17 protein-coding genes and 1 pseudogene are annotated in these 20,668 nt (G+C 63.4%); 10 read left to right on the forward strand and 8 right to left on the reverse strand.

Features of this window, described 5'->3' with window-relative positions; translation table 11 throughout:
- From flhA to FHY18_RS01520, 8 genes and pseudogenes are all read left to right on the forward strand, one after another.
- Positions 1-2,073 carry a flagellar biosynthesis protein FlhA gene (flhA, locus tag FHY18_RS01485; RefSeq protein ID WP_259152452.1) on the forward strand — a complete coding sequence of 691 codons (2,073 nt, stop codon included), beginning with the start codon at positions 1-3 and terminating at the stop codon, positions 2,071-2,073.
- 1,073 nt (positions 2,074-3,146) lie between these two features.
- Complete coding sequence (flhF, locus tag FHY18_RS01490) at positions 3,147-4,853, forward strand: flagellar biosynthesis protein FlhF (protein WP_259150224.1); 1,707 nt, start codon at positions 3,147-3,149, stop codon at positions 4,851-4,853.
- Positions 4,840-5,724, forward strand: a complete 885-nt coding sequence (locus FHY18_RS01495; RefSeq protein WP_010374294.1) for a MinD/ParA family protein — start codon at positions 4,840-4,842, stop codon at positions 5,722-5,724. Before flhF ends, FHY18_RS01495 begins: the two co-directional genes overlap by 14 nt.
- Positions 5,721-6,488: an RNA polymerase sigma factor FliA gene (locus tag FHY18_RS01500; protein ID WP_005918198.1), complete on the forward strand. Its 768-nt coding sequence runs from the start codon at positions 5,721-5,723 to the stop codon at positions 6,486-6,488. The genes FHY18_RS01495 and FHY18_RS01500 overlap by 4 nt, the downstream gene beginning before the upstream one ends.
- 35 nt (positions 6,489-6,523) lie before the next feature.
- A complete protein-coding gene (cheY, locus tag FHY18_RS01505; protein ID WP_014507662.1) occupies positions 6,524-6,916 on the forward strand; it encodes a chemotaxis response regulator CheY in 393 nt (130 codons plus the stop codon).
- Complete coding sequence (locus FHY18_RS01510; protein WP_259150290.1) at positions 6,916-7,542, forward strand: protein phosphatase CheZ; 627 nt, start codon at positions 6,916-6,918, stop codon at positions 7,540-7,542. Before cheY ends, FHY18_RS01510 begins: the two co-directional genes overlap by 1 nt.
- Positions 7,543-7,544: 2 nt before the next feature.
- Positions 7,545-9,197, forward strand: coding sequence for a chemotaxis protein CheA (locus FHY18_RS01515; protein ID WP_259150292.1), 1,653 nt, complete (start codon positions 7,545-7,547; stop codon positions 9,195-9,197).
- 28 nt (positions 9,198-9,225) lie between these two features.
- Positions 9,226-9,468 (forward strand): annotated as a pseudogene (locus tag FHY18_RS01520) (transposase); the annotation flags it as partial.
- 211 nt (positions 9,469-9,679) lie between these two features.
- On the opposite strand, the gene FHY18_RS01525 reads toward FHY18_RS01520, so the two are convergent.
- The 8 genes from FHY18_RS01525 to FHY18_RS01560 form a co-directional block, all read right to left on the reverse strand.
- Positions 9,680-10,225, reverse strand: coding sequence for a GNAT family N-acetyltransferase (locus FHY18_RS01525; RefSeq protein WP_259150293.1), 546 nt, complete (start codon positions 10,223-10,225; stop codon positions 9,680-9,682).
- Positions 10,173-10,502, reverse strand: coding sequence for a DUF1778 domain-containing protein (locus FHY18_RS01530; RefSeq protein ID WP_259150296.1), 330 nt, complete (start codon positions 10,500-10,502; stop codon positions 10,173-10,175). Before FHY18_RS01530 ends, FHY18_RS01525 begins: the two co-directional genes overlap by 53 nt.
- A gap of 395 nt (positions 10,503-10,897) precedes the next feature.
- Positions 10,898-11,314, reverse strand: a complete 417-nt coding sequence (locus tag FHY18_RS01535) for a type I toxin-antitoxin system SymE family toxin (protein ID WP_259150297.1) — start codon at positions 11,312-11,314, stop codon at positions 10,898-10,900.
- Positions 11,311-11,655, reverse strand: a complete 345-nt coding sequence (locus FHY18_RS01540; RefSeq protein WP_259150299.1) for a hypothetical protein — start codon at positions 11,653-11,655, stop codon at positions 11,311-11,313. Before FHY18_RS01540 ends, FHY18_RS01535 begins: the two co-directional genes overlap by 4 nt.
- Positions 11,656-12,434: 779 nt before the next feature.
- Entirely contained in the window at positions 12,435-13,181 is a 747-nt protein-coding gene (locus tag FHY18_RS01545) for an HNH endonuclease (protein WP_259150303.1), read from the reverse strand.
- The gene (locus FHY18_RS01550; protein WP_259150305.1) at positions 13,181-14,350 is read right to left on the reverse strand and encodes an AAA family ATPase; all 1,170 of its coding nucleotides are present in this window, start codon (positions 14,348-14,350) and stop codon (positions 13,181-13,183) included. The genes FHY18_RS01545 and FHY18_RS01550 overlap by 1 nt, the downstream gene beginning before the upstream one ends.
- A gap of 154 nt (positions 14,351-14,504) precedes the next feature.
- On the reverse strand, positions 14,505-14,819 hold the full coding sequence (locus tag FHY18_RS01555) for a hypothetical protein (protein ID WP_259150307.1): 315 nt from the start codon (positions 14,817-14,819) through the stop codon (positions 14,505-14,507).
- Between the two features lie 321 nt (positions 14,820-15,140).
- Positions 15,141-18,293 carry a TonB-dependent receptor gene (locus tag FHY18_RS01560; protein WP_259150310.1) on the reverse strand — a complete coding sequence of 1,051 codons (3,153 nt, stop codon included), beginning with the start codon at positions 18,291-18,293 and terminating at the stop codon, positions 15,141-15,143.
- Between the two features lie 651 nt (positions 18,294-18,944).
- Here FHY18_RS01560 and FHY18_RS01565 point away from each other — a divergent pair.
- Together FHY18_RS01565 and motD are read left to right on the forward strand one after the other, a co-directional pair.
- Positions 18,945-19,685, forward strand: coding sequence for a flagellar motor protein (locus FHY18_RS01565; protein ID WP_259150313.1), 741 nt, complete (start codon positions 18,945-18,947; stop codon positions 19,683-19,685).
- Between the two features lie 7 nt (positions 19,686-19,692).
- Complete coding sequence (gene motD, locus FHY18_RS01570; protein ID WP_259150315.1) at positions 19,693-20,667, forward strand: flagellar motor protein MotD; 975 nt, start codon at positions 19,693-19,695, stop codon at positions 20,665-20,667.
- The last annotated feature ends 1 nt before the right edge of the window (position 20,668 follow it).

Below are 20,668 nucleotides of genomic sequence, written 5' to 3' on the forward strand. Positions count from 1 at the left end.
ATGAACGCCCGGCGCATCATGGAGTTGCTGCGCAACGGCCTGGGCGCGCCGCTGGCGCTGATGGCCATGCTGGCCATGCTGATGGTGCCGCTGGCCGCGCCGGTGCTGGATGCGCTGTTCACCTTCAACATCGCCATCTCGCTGATGGTGCTGCTGGCGGTGGTGTACGTGCAGCGCCCGCTGGAATTCACCATTTTCCCGATCGTGCTGCTGATGACCACGATGCTGCGGCTGGCGCTGAACGTCGCCTCCAGCCGCGTGATCCTGATCAACGGCCAGGACGGCCATGCCGCGGCCGGCAAGGTGATCGAGGCGTTCGGCCAGTTCGTGATCGGCGGCAACTACGCCGTGGGTATCGTGGTATTTGCGATCCTGACCATCATCAACTTCGTGGTCATCACCAAGGGTGCCGGACGCGTGTCGGAAGTGACCGCGCGCTTCATCCTGGACGCCATGCCCGGCAAGCAGATGGCCATCGACGCCGACCTCAACGCCGGTTTGCTGACGCGCGAGGAAGCCAAGGCCCGCCGCGAGGAAGTGCGCGAGGAAGCCGACTTCTACGGCGCGATGGACGGTGCCAACAAGTTCATCCGCGGCGACGCCATCGCCGCCATCCTGATCCTGTTCATCAACCTCATCGGCGGCATGGCGGTGGGCATGTTCCAGCACGGCATGAGCTTTGTGGATGCCGCCTCCACCTACACCCTGCTGTCGATCGGCGACGGCCTGGTGGCGCAGCTGCCGGCCCTGCTGGTGTCGTCCTCGGTCGCCTTGCTGGTGACCCGCGCCTCGCGTGCGCAGGACATGCGCGGGGCCATGATCAGCCAGGTGTTCGGCCAGCACCGCGCGTTGGCGGTGGCCGCAGCCATCCTGGGCCTGGTCGGCCTGGTGCCGGGCATGCCCAACGTCGCGTTTTTGACGCTGGGCCTGATCCTGGGCGTGATCGCCTGGAAAATGTACAAGCGCAGCTTGGTCGTCGCCCCGACCGGCGACCCCGCCAGCGACCCCAAGGCGGCCGCCGCAGCCACTGCCGCACAGGCCAGCGCGGAACTGAGCTGGGACGAACTGCGCCCGATCGACCCGCTGGGCCTGGAAGTGGGCTACCGCCTGATCCCGCTGGTGGACAAGCACCAGGGCGGCGAACTGATGGCGCGCATCAAGGGCGTGCGCCGCAAACTCACCCAGGACATCGGTTTCCTGGTGCCGCCGGTGCATATCCGCGACAACCTGGAGTTGTCGGCCAACGCCTATCGCCTGCTGGTGCATGGCGTGCCGGTGGCCACGGCCGAGATCTACCCCGACCGCGAGCTGGCGCTGGACCCGGGCGGTGCACTCGGCCAGCTGGACGGCATTCCCGGCAAGGACCCGGCGTTCGGCCTGGATGCCACCTGGATCCAGCCGCATCAGCGCTCCTACGCCGAATCGATGGGCTATACCGTGGTCGACCCGGCCACCGTGGTGGCCACCCATCTGTCGCACCTGATCCGCGAACACGCCCCGGAACTGCTCGGTCACGAGGAAGTGCAGCAATTGCTGGCGACCCTGGCCAAGACCGCGCCGAAGATGGTGGAAGACCTCACCCCCAAGGCGCTGCCGCTGTCGGTGGTGGTGCGCGTGCTGCAGAACCTGCTGATCGAGCGCATCCCGGTGCGCCAGCTGCGCAAGATCGTCGAAGCCTTGGTCGAGCACGCCCCGCACAGCCAGGACCCGGCCACCCTCACCGCCGCGGTACGGACCTCGCTGGGCCGCTTCATCGTGCAGGAGATCGCCGGCATGTCCGCCGAACTGCCGGTCTACACGCTGGCCCCGCAGCTGGAGCGCGTACTGCAGGAATCCACCCACGGCAACGGCGTGGCACTGGAGCCCGGCCTGGCCGAGCGGCTGCACCAGAGCCTGGCCGATTGCGTCGGCAAGCAGGAAGCCCGTAACGAACCGGCCGTGGTCCTGGTACCCGGCCAGGTCCGCGCCGCGCTGGCCCGCCTGGTCCGCCACAGCGTGCCGAGCCTGTCGGTGCTGGCCTACAGCGAAGTGCCGGAAGACAAGCGTCTGAAGCTGGTCGGCACGATCAGCTGAGGCGTAGGAGCACACCCGGTGCGACGGGCTGTCCCGGGGACGGCCCATCGCGCCCAAGGGCGCTCCTACGACGTGTCGGATATCCGACCACATGCCGCAAGGCAGGACATCCTGTAGGAGCGCGCCTGGGCGCGACGGCTTTACCGGGACAGCCCGTCGCGCCCGGGTGCGCTCCTACGACACGCCGCGCTGCCCCTGTAGGAGCGCCCTCGGGCGCGACAGGCTTTACCGGGACGGCCCATCGCGCCCAAGGGCGCTCCTACGACGTGTCGGATATCCGACCGCATGCCTCCTGTAGGAGCGCACCTGGGCGCGAGGGCTTTACCGGGACAGCCCGTCGCGCCCAGGTGCGCTCCTACGACACGTCGCGCTGCCCCTGTAGGAGCGCCCTTGGGCGCGACAGGCTTTATCGGGACGGCCCATCGCGCCCAAGGGCGCTCCTACGACGTGTCGGATATCCGACCATATGCCTCCTGTAGGAGCGCACCTGGGCGCGACGGCTTTACCGGGACAGCCCGTCGCGCCCAGGTGCGCTCCTACGATTGCATCAGCGCTCCGGTACAGCCCACCGGCAACCACAACAGGCTGGCCGCCAGGCACCAGATCCAGGCGTCGGAAATCCGCCACTCGGCGAAATCTCCAATCGATTGCATGACGCCGACCGCTGAAAGCGACACGAGCGCGACTGGGTGGCGGTTCGCGCAGGCGCTCGGTGCGCTCCAACACACCAGATCTGCCCTGCCGCCCAGCACACAGGCGCCGTCAAACCGGCAGGTAACGCTGCCGAAAATTTCAATAGATGCAAGCACTTAACGCAGTACACGCAGCGCAGCATCTACACCCAGCCGCCTCGGCGCGCTCCCACCCCCTCTCGCCAAAAACCCAGCACTGCGGTTTTGGCACGCCGCGTGCATTAGCTCTGGCGAGACCGCAGACAGCACCACCGCTGCGGGGCGGATGGCAGGACTTGGAACAACCGAACGGGACAGGCAACTCATGACGCTGGCAACACACCCACATTCATCGCGCACCCGTCCGGCGTCCGGCGGGTCCCGTTCCTGGAGGCATGTGGCATGAAGATCAAACGCTTTGTCGCCCCGGACATGCGCACCGCATTCCGCATGGTGCGTGAGGAACACGGCCCGGATGCCGTGATCCTGTCCAACCGCCGTACCGCCGAAGGCATCGAGATCGTCGCCGCCAGCAACTACGACGAAGAGCTGGTGCAGCGCGCCCTGGAAACCGCCCGCGAAACGCCGGCCCCCGGCACCGCGCCGGTCCAGCAGGCTCCCGTGCAGCAGGCTCCCGTGCAGCAGGCTCCGGCCCAGCCGGCGCAGGTTGCCGCCCGCCCGGCCGCGCCGGTCCACGCTCCACTGAAGCCCGCTGCCGAGACCATGAGCCACCGCCAGCGCGTGGCCAGCGCCGCCGAAGACATGATTGCTGCCATGGCCCTGCGCCAGCCGGCCAGCGTGCCGCGCCAGGCGCCGGTCGCCACCCCGATCCGCAGCGCCGCGCCGATGCCGGCCGCGCAGGAACTGGCCGCGCCGGTCGTGCAGCGTCAGGAACACGCGCTGTCGGCGGTGCCGGAACAGCTGTTCGCCGACTTTCTGACCACCGCCCCGGTGCAGCGCCCCGCCGTGCAGGCCGCTCCGATGCAGGCGCCGACCCCGGTCGTTGCCGCAGCAGTCGCCGCCCCGGCCTACGCCGCGCACGGGCAGGACGACGATGGATTCGACGACGAAGCCGACTTCGACCTGGACGACGCGCTGCCGCAGATCCTGCCGCCGGCCGCACTGCCGCCGATCGTGGTCGCCCCGCCCGCCCCCGCCGCACTGTCCGCAGTGCCGGTGGCCGCCGCGCCGGCCCCGCAGAACGACGAAGAACTCAAGCAGCTGCGCGGCGAACTGGCGCTGATGCGGCAGATGATCGAGCGCGAAATGAACCGCCTCACCGACGAGCGCCTGCGTGGCTCGCCGGTGCGTGCGCAGGCACTGGAGCTGATGGACGACTACGGCTTCGATGCCGGCCTGACCCGCGACGTCGCCATGCAGATCCCGGCCGATACCGAATTGCACCGTGGCCGCGGGCTGATGCTGGGCCTGCTGTCCAAGCGCCTGCCGGTGGCCCCGGTCGACCCGCTGGAACGCGGCGGCGTGATCGCCCTGGTCGGCCCGACCGGTGCCGGCAAGACCACCACCATCGCCAAGCTGGCGCAGCGCTTCGCCGCCCAGCACGCCCCGCGCGACGTCGCCCTGGTCACCACCGACACCTTGCGCGTCGGTGGCCGCGAGCAGCTGCACAGCTACGGCCGCCAGCTCGGTATCGCCGTGCACGAGGCCGACAGCGCCGAAAGCCTGCTCGAGCTGCTGGACCGCCTGCGCGACTACAAGCTGGTGCTGATCGATACCGCCGGCATGGGCCAGCGCGACCGCGCCCTGGCCGCCCAGCTGAACTGGCTGCGTGCCGCCCAGCAGGTGACTTCGCTGCTGGTGCTGCCCGCCAACTCCCATTTCGCCGACCTCGACGAGGTCGTGCGCCGCTTTGCCCACGCCAAGCCCCAAGGCGTGGTGCTGACCAAACTCGACGAGACCGGCCGCTTCGGCAGCGCCTTGTCGGTGGTGGTCGACCACCAAATGCCCATCACCTGGGTGACTGACGGACAGCGGGTCCCCGACGACCTGCACCGCGCCAATGCCGCCAGTCTCGTTCTTCGCCTTGAAGATTTGCGGCGCGCTGCCGATAAGCCCTGTACTCCGGAGCACAACCATGCAGTCGCGTGAATACGCCAAGCTGACCAACGCCTTCCCCCTGTCGGCGACCCGTCCCGAGCCCCTGGGCCCGGTGCGCACCATTGCCGTGACCGGCGGCAAGGGCGGCGTGGGGAAAACCAACATCTCCGCCAACCTAGCGGTGGCACTTGCCGACATGGGCAAGCGCACCCTGCTGCTGGACGCCGACCTGGGCCTGGCCAACCTGGATGTGGTGCTGGGCCTGTCGCCCAAGTACACCCTGGCCGACCTGATCGCCGGCCGCTGCACCCTGGATGAAGTGATCATCGAAGGTCCCGGCGGCGTGCTGGTGGTGCCGGCCGCCTCCGGTCGCCGCCACATGGCCGAACTGGCCCCGGCCCAGCACATCGGCCTGGTCAACGTGTTCTCCGAACTGGAACGCGACCTGGACGTGATGGTCATCGACACCGCCGCCGGCATCACCGACAGCGTGCTGACCTTCTGCCAGGCCGCCCAGGACACCGTGGTGGTGGTCTGCGACGAACCGGCCTCGATCACCGACGCCTACGCGCTGATCAAGGTGCTCTCGCGCGAACGCGGCGTGGACCGCCTGCAGATCATCGCCAACATGGTGCGCGACCCCAACGAAGGCCGCCTGCTGTACGACAAGCTCTCCCGCGTCTGCGAAAAGTTCCTCGGCGACGTGTCGCTGAACTATCTCGGCCACGTCCCGCAGGACGACTGGTTGCGCCTGTCGGTGCAGCGTCAGCAGCCGGTCATCAAGGCCTACCCCGCCAGTCCGTCGGCGCAGGCCATCGCAGAAATCGCTCGCCGTACCTCGCGCTGGCAGGCCCCCACCGTGCCGCGCGGCAATGTCGAGTTCTTTGTCGAACGCATCATTCAACGGGGAGTGGCCGCATGAGCACCGCTACCGCAACCACGGCCAGCGCGCAGTACCGCGCCGTGCAGCGCAACAACGCCAACGACGTGGTGACCCAGCACGCCGACTTGGTCCGCCGCATCGCCCACCATCTGGCTGCGCGTCTGCCGGCCAGCGTGGAAGTGGACGACCTGATCCAGGCCGGCATGATCGGCCTGATCGAGGCCTCGCGCAGCTACGACTCCGAACAGGGCGCCTCGTTCGAAACCTATGCTTCGATCCGCATCCGCGGCTCGATGATCGACGAGATCCGCCGTGGCGACTGGGTGCCGCGTTCGGTACACCGCCGTGCCCGCGACGCCGCTGCGGCGGTGCGCAAGATCGAGCAGAACACCGGCCGCGCCGCCGCCGCCACCGAGGTGGCCGCCGCGATGGAAATGCCGCTGCCCGACTACCTGCGCCTGATGGAAGATGCCGCACGCGGCCAGGTGCTGAGCCTGGAATCGCGCATCGAGGATCACGGCGAGCTGGACACCACCGCCAAGGGTGGCCCCAATCCGCAGCAGATGATGGAGCGTGGCGAATTCGGCCGCGAGCTGGGCAAGGCCATCGGCCAGTTGCCCGAGCGCGAGCAGCTGGTGCTGTCGCTGTACTACGAACAGGAATTGAACCTGAAGGAAATCGGCGCCGTACTCGGTGTCAGCGAGTCGCGCGTCTGCCAGATCCATGGCCAGGCCGTGGTGCGTTTGCGCGGCCGCCTCAAAGTCTTCGAACTGGCCGATGCCGGTGTCGAAATTGACGACTAATTTTTTCGCGTATTTTTTAGCGTTAGGAGCTTGATGTGAACAAGAACATGCGGATCCTGATCGTGGACGACTTCTCGACGATGCGACGTATCGTCAAGAATCTGTTGGCGGATCTCGGCTTCACCAATACCGCAGAGGCCGAAGACGGCAACAGCGCACTGGCTGCGTTGCGCGCGGGCCCGTTCGATTTCGTGGTGACGGACTGGAACATGCCCGGCATGACCGGCATCGACCTGCTGCGCAACATCCGCGCCGACGCCAAGCTCAAGCACCTGCCGGTGATGATGGTGACCGCCGAAGCCAAGCGCGAGCAGATCATCGAAGCGGCGCAGTGCGGCGTGAACGGCTACATCATCAAGCCGTTCACCGCGCAGACGCTGGAAGAAAAGCTGGGCAAGGTGTTCGAACGTCTGGCGGCGACCGCCTGATGAACGCCACCGTGGAAACCGATGCCGAACGTGCCGCGTTGATCGAGCGCCTGCAGAACGCGCTCGATGCACTGGAAAGCGGTGACCAGGTCGCCTGGCGTCGCGAGGTCGATCACCTCGCCGCCCTGCGCACACGCCCGATGATGCAGAGCCTGAGCCGGCTCGCGCGCGAACTCGGCCAGGCGCTGGGCGAATTGCCCACGGTGCCCGAGGAAGCCGGCGAACTGGACGATGCCTGCTCGCGCCTGGACCATGTGGTGGAAATGACCGAAAAGGCCAGCCATCGCACGCTGGACCTGGTGGAAGAATGCCGCGTGCTGGCCAACCAGCTGCGCGACGGCGGGCTCAATGAAGACCAGGGCGCGCTGCTGGAAAAGATGCGCCACAACCTGACCGAGCTGTCGCTGGCGCAGAGCTACCAGGACCTCAGCGGGCAGATCATCCGCCGCGTGGCCGGGATCGTGCGCCGCGTGCATGAAGGTTTCGGTGCCTTGGGCCTGCCGCCCAAGAACACCGAGCCGAAGAAAGACGACGGCGGTCTGGCCGGCCCTGCAATCAAGGGCCTGGACCGTCACGCGGTGTCGCAGGACGACGCCGACGATTTGCTGTCCGGATTGGGGTTGTAACCATGAGTGCTGTTCCAGACGATATTGCTGCCGATTTCATCGTCGAGGCCCAGGAAATCCTGGACCGCCTCGGCGAACAGCTGGTGTCGCTGGAACAGGCGCCAGACGAAGCCGACCAGCTCAATGCAGTGTTCCGCGGTTTCCACACGCTCAAGGGCGGCGCCGGCTTCCTGGCGATCAAACCCATGGTGGAGCTGTGCCACGCCGCTGAAGAAACCCTCGGCATGGCGCGCTCGGGCCAGGCGGTGCTGCAGGCGCATCACTTCGATGCCGCGCAGCAGTCGCTGGACTATCTGCAGGCCATGCTGGATGCGATGGGCTCGGGGGAAACCGTACCGCACGCACCGGCATCGCTGATTGCGCAGTTCGACGCCAAGAGCGGCCCGCCGGCGGTCAAGTCCGCTCCCAAGGCCGCCGCCGCTGCGCCCGCACACGACGACGCACATGGCGCTGCTGCGGCTGGCGCCAAGGCCGCGCCCAAGGCGGCGGCCAAGGGTGGCGACGCCGAGCAGACCGTGCGTGTGGACACCAAGCGCCTGGACGCCATCGTCAACCTGATCGGCGAACTGGTGCTGTCGCGCAACCGTCTCAAGACCCTGCGTACCCGCCTGCGCGACGAAGAACTCGACCGCGCGGTCAGCACCCTGGACATCGCCACCGCGCGCCTGCAGACCGCGGTGATGCGCACCCGCATGCAGCCGGTGAGCAAGGTGTTCGCACGCTTCCCCAAGGTGGCCCGCGATGTCGCGCGCACGCTGTCCAAGGAAGTGGAACTGGAACTGATCGGCGCCGAGACGGAACTGGACCGCAACCTGGTCGAGGCTCTGGCCGACCCGCTGGTGCACCTGGTGCGCAACGCGATCGACCACGGCATCGAATCGCCGGCCCTGCGCGAAGCCACCGGCAAACCGCGCAGCGGTCATGTGCGCCTGTCCGCGCAGCAGGAAGGCGACTACGTCAGCATCGAAATCCAGGACGACGGCGCCGGCATCGACCCCGAGCGCCTGCGCGAGATCGCCCGCAACAAGGGCCTGATCGACGCCGAGGCCGCCGCCCGCCTGAGCACCGACGAGTGCCTGCACCTGATCTTCATGCCGGGCTTTTCGACCAAGGCCGAGGTCACCGACATCTCCGGCCGCGGCGTTGGCATGGACGTGGTGCAATCGCGCATCCGCGAATTGAGCGGTCAGATCCAGATCCAGTCCGAACTGGGCCGCGGCAGCCGCTTCATGATCCGCGTCCCGCTGACCCTGGCGATTCTGCCGACTCTGCTGGTGCAAGCCGGCGAAGCCGTCTACGCCTTGCCGCTGGCGCGCGTGGTCGAGGTGCTGCACGCCCCGCAGACCTCGCTGGGCTGGTTCGACGGCCGCGCCGTGCTGGACCGCCGCTCGCACACCCTGCCGCTGATCGACCTGCGCCGCTGGCTGGGCGTGCCTGCCGAACAACCGCCGCTATTGACGGTGGTGCTGCTGCAGGCCGGCGAAACCCGCTTCGGCCTGGTGGTGGACCAAGTGCGCGGCCGCGAGGAAGTGGTGATCAAGCCCCTGCCCCGCGCCCTGCGCGGCCTGCCCGGCTACGCCGGCGCCACCCTCATTGGCGACGGCCGCATGGCGCTGATCCTGGATGTGGATGGATTGCGTTCCAGCGATCATTGAGCTTCGGGATTCGGGAATCGGCAAGACGCAGTTGGTCAATGTGTACGCGCGACGGATGCAGATCGAACTGGCATTTCGTGATCTGAAGTCGCATCGCTACGGCCAGTCGATGGAAGACAGTTTGACCCGACGCGGCGAACGTCTGCAGATCCTGCTGCTGATCAATACACTTGCTGCATTCGCCAGCTGGCTGGCGGGGCTGGGATGCGAATCCACCGGTATCGCCCACTGGCTATCTCCACGCAACAGCACACGCAAGCTTTACTCAACAGCATATGCTTTAGCTACATGACCTGTGCAGAGACCGCTGGGTCATTACATACTTTGCTGCTGCAGAAGGGGCGTCCGATGCGCATTCGCTGCACTCCACGCCTGGATGCGCTCTCCGAAGTGGATCTAATCGTCAGGGCGATCACCCAAACGCAAGAATCCCCTAACCGACCTGAGTCAGAGGATTCTTCGCATGGAGCTGTGGAGAGGTATTACGTTTTCAAAAGCTCAGTGATGCTTGCCATAGGCAACCAGAGCTTGAGAGGGTTCGACGCCGCAGGCTGGAACCCGAACTTCTGATAGAAGGGGGCGGCATCTTCCTTGGCATCCACGAACAGTCCCGTGACGCCAATGGTTTCGCTCACCTGTGCGGCTCGCGCGATGGCTTCCATGAGGAGCATCGTGCCGAAGCCGCGCCCTTTCAGTCGTTGATGAACCGCCAGGCGGCCCATGCGGACTACAGGAACATTGCGGGGCAGCTTTGAGCCAGCTGGTGGCAGCTCGCTGTTCATTACCTGCGCTGATGACAGGCTGAAGAAGCCGAGGACGGTGGTGTCCTCGATGTCCTCAAATCTTTCCTGGTGCCAAGCGTACAAGGTTCCCTTCATCGGAATTGCCAGGAACGTGCGGCTGACGCCGCGCTTCTGGTGCTGGCTCGCCGTGGTATGCAGCCAATCGTTCAATTCCTTGTTGCCGCAGTCGAAATCAGCGCGGCTTAGGTGTCCAGCGAACGGTACTACTTCTACTTCCAGTGCCATGGTTTCTCGTCTCCATATGATGTTTCAGGGAGACAGCCAGACGATCGGGGACCGGCTTCGGGTTGTCGAGCGCATCCAGAAATTTCTGCATGTCGTTCTGGCTTAGTCGAATGATCGAATGTTCTTCGATGATTCTCTCAGCTTCCCGCAGCGCGGCCTGGGCGACGAACTGGTTCGTCGTTGTTGCCGTCATCTCAGCCGCCTGTTCAATTGCTTGCTGCGCGTAAGCGGTGACTCGGGTCGTTATTCTTGCCCGGTCATTACTGGTCGCATGCATAGGTAACTCCTATGTGTGTTTCGTCTTCACCGGAGCTGGCCAAGCTCTTGGCTTGGTCTGAGCTCGCTGCCTATGTGGTCTGATCGTGCCTACTTCATCTCATGTCTCCTACTGTTGGTGGACGCAATATAGCCCAGTGGTGCCAAAATGGCAACTGGAGGAAAATCCATTTAGGATTAAATTGCAATACCTGTGGGATATGCAGCAGGCTGATGCGTCTTCGCAGCGGGCACGGCGCTACAGCCAAGCACAAGAGGTGCTAATGAAAGTAAAGCAATCGATATGCGCATACCTGGCCCAGTCCCCTGGTAATGTAAGGCCCGAGACTTTGTTCTCCTTCGGTCGGGAAGGTTGGCCCGCTGAACCACGATACCGCCACTGCGACTTCGTTCCAGCTACCGTCGCGCTCTGCGGGATGCGGCCGGCACCTCCACCGGCGGCAACACCTCCATCAGCAGCTGCCCCGCGCTGGCGGTGATGCGCAGCTTGGTGCCAATGGCAAAGCCCAGTTGTTCCAGCCATAGGCCACTGAGGCGAACGTGGGGCACGTGTTGGTCGCCGGCGTGGTCGTGGGCGCCGGGGTAATGGGTGTAGCTCACAGTGCATTGGCGCGGGCGGCGGGCGCGGCGGGGTGCGCGCAGCGTGCCGGGGCCTTGCGGAGAGGCGTCCGGGTCGGGCGGCAGCATCGGTGGCAGCTTGGTGCGGTCGGGTTCCACAACGACCCACTGCACCCGCTTGGGTGGCGCGGGGCGAGTCCGTGTGCGGGTGGGCCTTGTACTGGCAGATGCCGTGGGTGGGCGGCGGCGTGTCATGGCGCCTCCGGCTGGTGGCGGGTGATGGATGCAGCCGCGCACTGCTGCAGCGCCACGGCACTGCGTGCGAACCGGCGGCGTGAGGTACGCGACAACACACCGAGCTGGCGACTCAGCAGATGCGCTGAATGGTTGCTCACCTGCTCAACAGCTGCGCGTGCGACGAGCCGGCGCAACACATCGCCCATATTCCACCACAGGCGGTGAGCGGAGACTGGCAACAGATCAACCGACACAGATGCCGGCATGGATGGTGCGGTAGACATGGCAACGCCCTCCTGGAACAACCCAAGAACCGCCGCCAACGGCGACGGGATGTCGGGAGGTTCGAAACCGCTCATAGCCGGCGGGCGTATTCCCCTTGCGGGTGTTGTATTAGCCGCCCTCCCGACACAGGCATTGCGTCGGCTTGCACCTGCAGGACGCAGGCACAAAAAACCCACCGGTTTGACGGAGGTGGGTACCGCTATGAGAGGAGTTTCGACGCTCCTTGGGCCTAGATTGCAAGTACGCGGTCTGGCGTGTCAAGACACGCTGGCGGGTCTCGCGCGGCTGTGTGCGCCGCTTGCGCAGTTCCATACGGGCCACGCAAGCCGAGCGCCGTCGCCTGATAAGTGCACCTGACCCAATTACGGACCCCATTACGGGATTTGGATTTGGATTTGGATTTGGGATTTGGGATTTGGGATTTGGGATTTGGGATTTGGGATTTGGGATTTGGGATTTGGGATTTGGGAATCGGGAATCGGGAATCGGGAATCGGGAATCGTCAAGACGATCTTGTCCGCCTGATGTGATGACAACAGCCGCTTCGCGCGGCCGTTCTCGTTTTCCTCCAGCTCCGCTGCCGATTTATGCCGCTGCACGCGGCGATATGGTGGCGTGCTTGTCTAACGCTCGTAGACCCCAAATGGGGATGATCCTCCCCACGAGCCTTGCGCTAGACACGACGAAAAACCGCAGAACAGTCGATAACGCCTTCAACCTGCAGGTAATGCAGATGATCCGAGATCCGGATCGTCACCGCCCATACCGCTGCGTGGCAGGCATGGGCGCATGGTTTGGCGACGGCCAGGCTGCAGTGGAAGTGAATCTGGAACCGCCATTGCGAAAAAGAGTATCAAGCTAGCGATAGAGCACGAGCGCTGCGGTCAGAAGCGTCGAGCTGAGCATCCCAATCTCCCCAGGCCATAATCGAATTCTGCAAAATCTCGTAATGAGAACTACGAATTAACACCGTTGACAACACTGCGCTAAAGGGCTGATCCGACGCACATTGATCCATCAGGATCTTGAGCCTGCGAACAAGCGCGCGGCGCGGCCCAGGGGTTGCACCTGTGACTATCGCCAAGCGCTCTTTACATAGCTCCTCCAACTTATCTTTGAAAGCCTCGCCAATCGCGTAGCGCAAGACTCCAAGTCTAAGTATATCATTGAGACCCACTTCAATTACAGTATTTTCACCTTCCTCAGTAATACCAACAGGCCGATAAGCCAGATCCAAATGAATGTGCTTTTGAGGATTCATCAAGCATGGATCGACCATCATTTGTCCAGGCGCCGCAGTGTCCCAAGAACCTTTGGATCCATTACACCTTTTACATGCTGGCAGCAGATTGTCCCAGTCTAATACTCTGTCAGGATGGTGTTTCTTTGCAAAAAAATGCTCCACCTCAAGATACGCAGCACCCTCCCCAAGCCTCAACTCACAATATGCACACTTGCTGCTAGATATTTTCAAAAGGGCCAATTTAATACTCGGAACATCCCAAACCGGATGTCCATCAGCCTTAAACCTCTCGACCCCCTCCTGAATGAATTTCGTCGTCAAAATAGCTGGAGCCGCAGCTCTTGTAATTGAAATCATCAGATCGCCTCGATTTCTATAATCTGACGAACGACACTTGAAGGGTGAAGTGCACGCAATAATTCAGATTTTGCGGCCTCCATTTCGATGTAATCCTTCCTTGTTACAGCATTCTCGTAGCGCTCCATTATTTTTACGAACGCAAACGGACGGGGATCCTCCATTCCCATAACGTCTCTCAGTATTTCTTCAACAGTCCACCCAATAAGGCCAAACTCGGGGTCCACTCCCTTCAGGCTAGTAGGCTGCACACCCTCCCTCGGCAAAATAATTAGTTCCTCTAATTTGGCGCACTGAACCATATGCGGACTGTGTGTAGTTACTATAATTTGCGCTCTTGGATACGAGGCTTTGAGCGCATAAAGCATGGGGCCATGCCAGGTTGGATGCAGATGAAGGTCAAGCTCGTCAACCAGGATTATTCCATCGAAGTTATTGGCAGAAACACTTAACCTCCGAAATTCAATCTCTTTTAAAATGCCTAGAATTAGTGCATAAGACGTCCTAAATCCAGCAGACATATATTCAAACGGAATTAACCCCGAGCGAGTCTTAAGCATAATATCAAAAGTAGAACTGTCAACATGACTGAGTTCAACCGTTGGATCAAGCAGGGAAAAGAAGGTCTTGGCTACCTCAAAATTTTCTAGCTGGTACTCCGGCCAGTGTTCCCCGTGCGGTCGCATCAAATAACGGTTACTAAACCATTGTTTAATGTCATGCACCGAAATTCCGTTGACAGCCTGGAGCTGGTAGCCATTATTATCTTTGACTGGATCTCGCATGACCCCAGAAAGCTGCCCATAACCAAGATCCCTAGAACTTTTTACATATATAACTTTACTACTATTTGCGCCATCGTATCCAAAGGGATTTAAATTTTCATCCGGATTGAAATTTCTCACTTCACCGCCCCGATGAAAATCTTCGCCATTGGCGGATATAATATACTGAACCCGGCCCAACTCGCTTCCGGAACGACGCTTAATCACATTAAATGAATAGTGCGCAACAAAGATTGACCCAACGGCATCCAAAACAGTAGTTTTCCCTACGCCATTAGGTCCACAGATAAGACTCAATTGCTCCGAAAAATTTATCTCCATATGCTTGAAACCGCCAATATCTGTTAGTTCCAAACGGCGGATCCTAAGGGGCTTGTCATCCATTTTCTTGGCCTAAATAAAAATTAAAGTACTGAAGGCGTGCTCGCCAGTCAAGTGGCCTCGAAGCAGACGACCGGCAGCGTCTACACGTTTAATATCGAAAAACTGTAGGAATCGTTTCGGTCATGCGCAGCCGAATGTTTGGCCTGCATAAGTGCTACACGGGCCCGGACTGTAATCTCGCAATATAACTCGTCGCCACCTCGATCAAACAAGCTCCAGAGGATTTTAAGATGTCAGCATCAGGCAACTTTGCTGTTTTTTTGACGGACAACGCCCCGGCGACGAACGCATGTGCTGACGCCAGATACAAATAGTAGCTGGCGCGGCTAATCTTAAGCCCGAGCCTTGCTAAGCGAACGAGCCGATCGGCCTCGCTCAGATTGGCCATGCAGTCTTTTGTGCGCAGCACGCGCGCTTTCCTCCAGTGACCGCTCTGCTCCATAAGTTGCATAATGGACTCCAGACGCATGGTGCTAATGGCGAACAACGCTGCCCATAGCCACGTCGATGCGTTCGGTACCTGTAGCAGTGGTACGCAGGACTTGGTTGCGCGCAACCGCTAATGCCCAGCCGGAAATATCGGTTCCAGGCTCACCTCTTTCAGCGAGCTCTGAGTCAAGCGCAGCATCGCCGACCAGTTCGATTGAAGAAGAGTTGCGAGACACCGCCATAGCAGCCACAGCCACGGTGCGAGCGTTCGAGCACGGCGAAACTGCAGCTCGGCGGTCACCAAACCATCGCGCCCATACCGTCCGCCACGCGGCAGGCATGGGCACGACACGCTGGGGACCTAGAACTTGTAAGTCAGCCCCAGGTACGCCAGCCGGCCTGCGTATCCGCCGGTATAGAAGCGGGCGCGGGTGTCCTCGCCCAGGTGCGTGCGGGACTCCTGCTTGGTCAGGTTCAGCACCGAGGCGGTGAGGCTGAGCGCCGGGGTGATGTTGTAGGCCGCATTGACATCGATCTGGTAGTACGGCTCCTCAAAGACGTTCAACCCGTTGACCAGGCCTTGCACCAGTTCACCGCGACGGTTGTACGAGGCGCGCAGCAGCAGACTGTCGGTCTCGTAGAACACGGTGAGGTTGGTCTGGTTTCTGGCGCTGCCCGGCATGGCGGTCTCGCCGGCCTCGGTGCCGTCCTCCAGCCGCACTGCCGCCTTGCTGGCATCGTTGTAGGTGTAGTTGAACTGCATACCAAGGCCGGACGACAGCGTGTGCTGTGCGTACAGCTCCACACCCTGCGAGACCGCGTCCTGGCCGCCGGCCTGGGTGCTGTAGTTCTGCACGGTGACCGGCTGCCCGTCGACCATCATGTTGACGTCGCTGATCACGTCGACCGCGAAGTTCTCCACGTTCTTGCGGAACAGCCCCACACCCGCCACCGAACCCGGGAGGAAATACCATTCCAGCCCCAGGTCGAACTGGTTGGCCTTGTACGGCTCCAGGTTCTTGTTGCTGCCCGAGCCGTACCAGCCCTGCTCGCTGGCACCGCCGGTCAGGCGCCGGTCGGCCACGTACTCGGGGCTGTAAAACTCCAGGCTGCCAGGCGCGGCGATGTCGTTGTAGCTGGGGCGTGCGATCACCTTCGCGGCTGCCGCGCGTAGCAGCAGGTTTTCGGTCAGGTCGTAGGCCAGGTTGAAACTCGGCAGCACGTCGGTGTAGTTGCGGTCCAGCCCGCTGACCACGAACGACTCGGTGCGTTGCACGCTGTCGGCCAAGCGCCAGTAGCCTTCGGTGCCGCAATAGGTGTCGGCCGGCGCGCCGCCGGGCGTGGCGGCGCCCTGCTGGCAGGCCAGCGGATTGCCGTCGGCGCCGTCGAAGAAGTAGTCGTTATAGGCGGTCACCTTGTCGGTGGACTCGGCACGCTGGCCGGTACGCGCCACCCGCACGCCGACGTTGCCACGCAGCCGCTCGGTATGGAAGTTGAGTTGCAGATAGCTGGAATAGATCTCTTCGTCGACGTTGTAGACGAAGTTGTCTTCGCTGCGGGTCTGCATCGCGCCGTAGGTCTGGTTCAAGTAGCCGATGTAGCCCGGGAAGTTGATCGCCGGGAACGCGCTGGCATTGACGCCACCGGCCAGGTTGTCCTGCGCGAACAGTAGCCCCGGCGAGAACTGGGTGGCGATGGCATTGCAGCGCCCGTTCCAGTAGCGGTTGTCGTAGTCGCCCGGATCGGTACCCGGGCACACCCAGTAGTTGTTGCCGGTACTGCGGTGGATGCCGCCGTCGCGACGTTTGATGCCGAACTGCAGCGAGTCGAAGACCTCGCCGTCGAAATGCCAGGTGGTATCGATCTGCGCGTACTGCTGCTGGTTGGTGTTGCGGGTCCAGGACGAGCCGGTCGAGCCCAGGTCGACCTGCAGGATGCCGTCGCGCAGGTTCTGCATCAGCTCCGGCGAGAACGTCATGGACGGCGTGCCGGTCAGGTCCCAGGCGCTGGCAAAGTTGGCGTTGGTCCAGCTGCCGTCGGCGTTCTGCAGGCGCGGCTTGATCGGCAGGGAAAACTGCAGCTCCGGCCCGCCCTTGGCCCAGGTGCGGCCGGCCTTGAACGCCACGTCCACCTGCTCGCCACGCCATTCGCCGCCCAGGTCCACCGTCTGCGACTGCGATTTTTCGATGTTGTAGCTGCCGGTGATCTGCGGCGTCGGCACCGTGCAGTCGTCCGAGCCCCAGCCGCCCGGCGGCAGGCCGGCCGCGGCGGCCTCGGCCTCGCTGCAGTAGTAGGTCTTGCCCGGGCGCAGGCTGTAGGCGGCGCCAGTGACAATCGTGCCGCTGGGATCAAACTGCAGCCGGTCGAGCAGACGGCCGCCGCGCCAGTTGCCGTCGCCGTTGTAACGGGCGATGTTCCACTCGGGAATCTTGATGGTATTGGTCTGCGAGTCCTGCGACAGGTCGAAGCGGAAGTAGTTCGCGGTCAGCGTCAGGTCGTCGGTCGGCTTGAACTGCAAGGTCAGTTGCCCGCCCTTGCGCTCGCGCTGCTCGCGTTTGGCGCCCAGGCTGACCGCGGTCGGCATCATGAAACCGGTGGAGTAATTGCCGTCCTGGGTCCAGAAACCGGTCCCGCCCCACCAGTTGGCATTGAAGTCCGACGGATTTCCGTTCACGTCGACCGCCGGGCCGACTTCGTCGCGCCCGTACCACTGCCAGCTCTCGGTACTGGCATCGAGCGTCCGTGCGGTGCGCTTCTGCTGCGTGTAGCCGACGAAGACACCGAAGCGGTTGTCCTTGTCGTGCCACGAGTACGAGCCGGAGAACTGGCCGTCGGTCTTCTTGCTGGTATCGGACCAGGTGCCCTCGGCGGAGACGAAGCCGGAGTTTGGCTCCAGTTCCAGCGGGCGCCGCGTCTGCAGGATCACCGTGCCGCCGATGCCGCCTTCGTCGATGCGCGCTTCCGGGGTCTTGTACAGCTCCGCGCTGCCCAGCAGGTTCGACGGCAGCAGCGTGTAGTTGAACGAGCGCGTCGGGTCGCCGTTGGACTCGGCGGTGGCGATGTAGTTGCCGTTCAATTCGGTCAGCACCAGCTCCGAGGACAGGCCGCGCACACTGACGTTCTTGCCCTCGCCGCCGTCGCGGCTGATGACCACGCCGGGCACGCGCTGCAGCGCATCGGCCACGTTCTTGTCGGGGAACTTGCCCACGTCCTCGGCGGTGATCACATCGACCACGGCGTTGGCGTTGCGCTTCTGCTCCAGGCTTTTTTCGATCGCGTAGCGGTAGCCGGTCACTGTCACCGCGTCCAGGTCCGTGGCCTGCACCTCGGCCTGGCCCGTGGGCGCCGGCGTGCCGTCGGCCTGCTGGGCGGCGGCGGTAGAGACGGTGCTCGCGAACAAGGCAATGGCGATACCGGCGGACAGCGTGCTGCGGTGGCGTGCGAATGGCGTGCAGTTCATTTCGATCGTGCTCTCCCAAAGGTGATTGGCTGCGGCGGATGTCTGTCGATTCAACGATTGGCCAGGAACGCTGCGCGAAGTGACACAAAAATATCCGTCGCCGTTGCGGCAACCCGCCCCTTCCTCTTGCGCCCGCTTCCCCATGCAAATGCAATTAGATCGTTCTAATGGCGTGGAAAGCTAAGTAGCACAGCCCATGCGGCAGCGCATTCTGCCGCGCAACAGACCAGCGGCGTTGCAAGCCACCCACGATGGGCGGCCGGCCCGCCACGCTTGCACACGGCACGGTAGAGCCCGCCGCGTCGCCGGCTGCAGCAGCGTGATCGCTGCAAGCAACACACCCTCGCCCGCAACCGGACGCAAGCGGTTAACCGAAGCGCCAGCGCACACCTCATTTGAAACCAGGCTCAGCAAGAGACAGATCGACGTAAGGGCATTGCCCACCACACGCCGCTTGGCGGCCATCGCCAACGCGATCGCCACACCGAACATGCGCGCGCTTGTTGCCTGCGTGCACGCGCACGGGCGGCGGGGCCTGCTGCGGGCTTGATGACACGCCCTGGCCGGAAGCGCATGCACCGATGACCTGGAAACCCTGCATCGACGCCCGAGTGGAAGCGGCCCATGCCGCAAAACGACAACTTTCTGGCGCTCTCAACCATCTGGCTCTATCAAGTCCGCCGCGCCCGGGCCGATACCGCTTGCATGGACAGATTGAGCATCATCGGACTGGTGCTGGCGATCGTGGCGATCGTCGGCGGCAGCGTATTGAAAGGCGCCGGCATTTCGTCGCTGTGGTCGCCGGCTGCCTTCGTGATCGTGATCGTCGGCACCGTGGCGGCGATCCTGCTGCATACCTCGCCGGCGGTTTTCCGGCGCGCGTTCAAGATCCTGCGCTGGGTGATCCAGCCGCCGGCCAGCGATCGCCCGCAGCTGGTGGCGCGGATCGTGGAATGGAGCAACATCGCGCGGCGTCAGGGCCTGCTCGGCCTGGAAGACCAGCTGCCGCGCCAGAGCGATGCCTTCCTGCGCAAGGGCCTGCAGATGCTGGTCGACGGCGTGGAGCCCGAATCCATGCGGCATATGCTCGAGATCGAAATGGACAACCAGGAGCGTCAGGATCTTGCCGCGGCCAAGGTGTTCGAGGGCATGGGCATCTATGCGCCCACGCTGGGCATCATCGGCGCGGTGCTGGGCCTGATGGCGGTGATGAAGAACCTGGCCGACCCGGCCATGCTCGGCCACGGCATCGCGGCGGCGTTCACCGCCACCATCTACGGCATCGCGTCGGCCAATCTGCTGTTTCTGCCGGTGGCGGCCAAGCTCAAGAGCGTGATCCATTGCAGCACCAACGAGCGCGAAATGGCGATCGAAGGGCTGATTGCGATCGCCCAGGGCGAGAACCCGCGCAACATCGAGTCGAAATTGGCAGGCTACTTGCATTAGCCCCCCCATGGCCCGCCGTCGCAAACACCACGAAGACCATGGCAACCACGAAGCGTGGGCGATTCCGTACGCCGACCTGATGACCTTGCTGCTCGCGTTCTTCGTGGTGATGTACGCCATTTCCTCGCTCAACGAGGGCAAGTACAAGGTCATGGCACAGGCGCTGACCAGCGCGTTCGGCGGCTCGTCCACCAACGCCAGCCCGGTGCAACTGGGCAAGACCCAGAGCCTGGGCGCCGATTACGACCGCCCGTCGGTGATCAAGGCCGGCGCGCCGATGGCCGCATCCAACGGCCCCACCGACCCGACCCTGCTGCCGTCGATGGCAGCGCAGATGCGCATGCCCGTATCGCTGCGCAATCAGACCCAGCTGGCACGCGCGCAGCGTCAGATGGACGCGGTGGCCCAGCAGCTGAGCAAGACGCTGTCGCCGCTGATCGACAAGAAACTCATCACCATCCGCCGCAACGATCTGTGGATCGAAGTGGAGATCAACAGCGACATCCTGTTCGGTACCGGCTCGGCCACCCTGGCCGGCGGCGCCCGCGGCACGCTGTCCACCCTGGCGTCGGTGCTGCGCGATGCGCCCAACGGTGTGCGCGTGGAGGGCTATACCGACAACCAGCCCATCGCCACCGCGCAGTTCCCCTCCAACTGGGAGCTGTCGGCGGCGCGTGCGGCCAGCGTGGTGCACCTGTTTGCCGACGACGGCATCGCCCCGCAACGATTGGCAATGGTGGGCTATGGAGAATTCCGCGCACGTGCCGATAACACAACCGAGGCGGGACGGAATGCGAACCGGCGTGTGGTGTTGATCATCCTCGCTGACTCGGCTGGCTCACTCGCACCCGATCCGCCATCGCAGTTGCATGCGACCGCCGCCGGGGCGCCACAGCTTCCCAAGTCAGACGGCGGCCAAACGGCCGTCACCACCGAAAGCGGCACAAGTTCCGTCCCCGCCGTAATTGAAGGAGTGCAGTGAG

Origin of the sequence: Xanthomonas sp. 3793, from assembly GCF_024806835.1 — a bacterium.
GTDB lineage: Bacteria > Pseudomonadota > Gammaproteobacteria > Xanthomonadales > Xanthomonadaceae > Xanthomonas > Xanthomonas arboricola_F.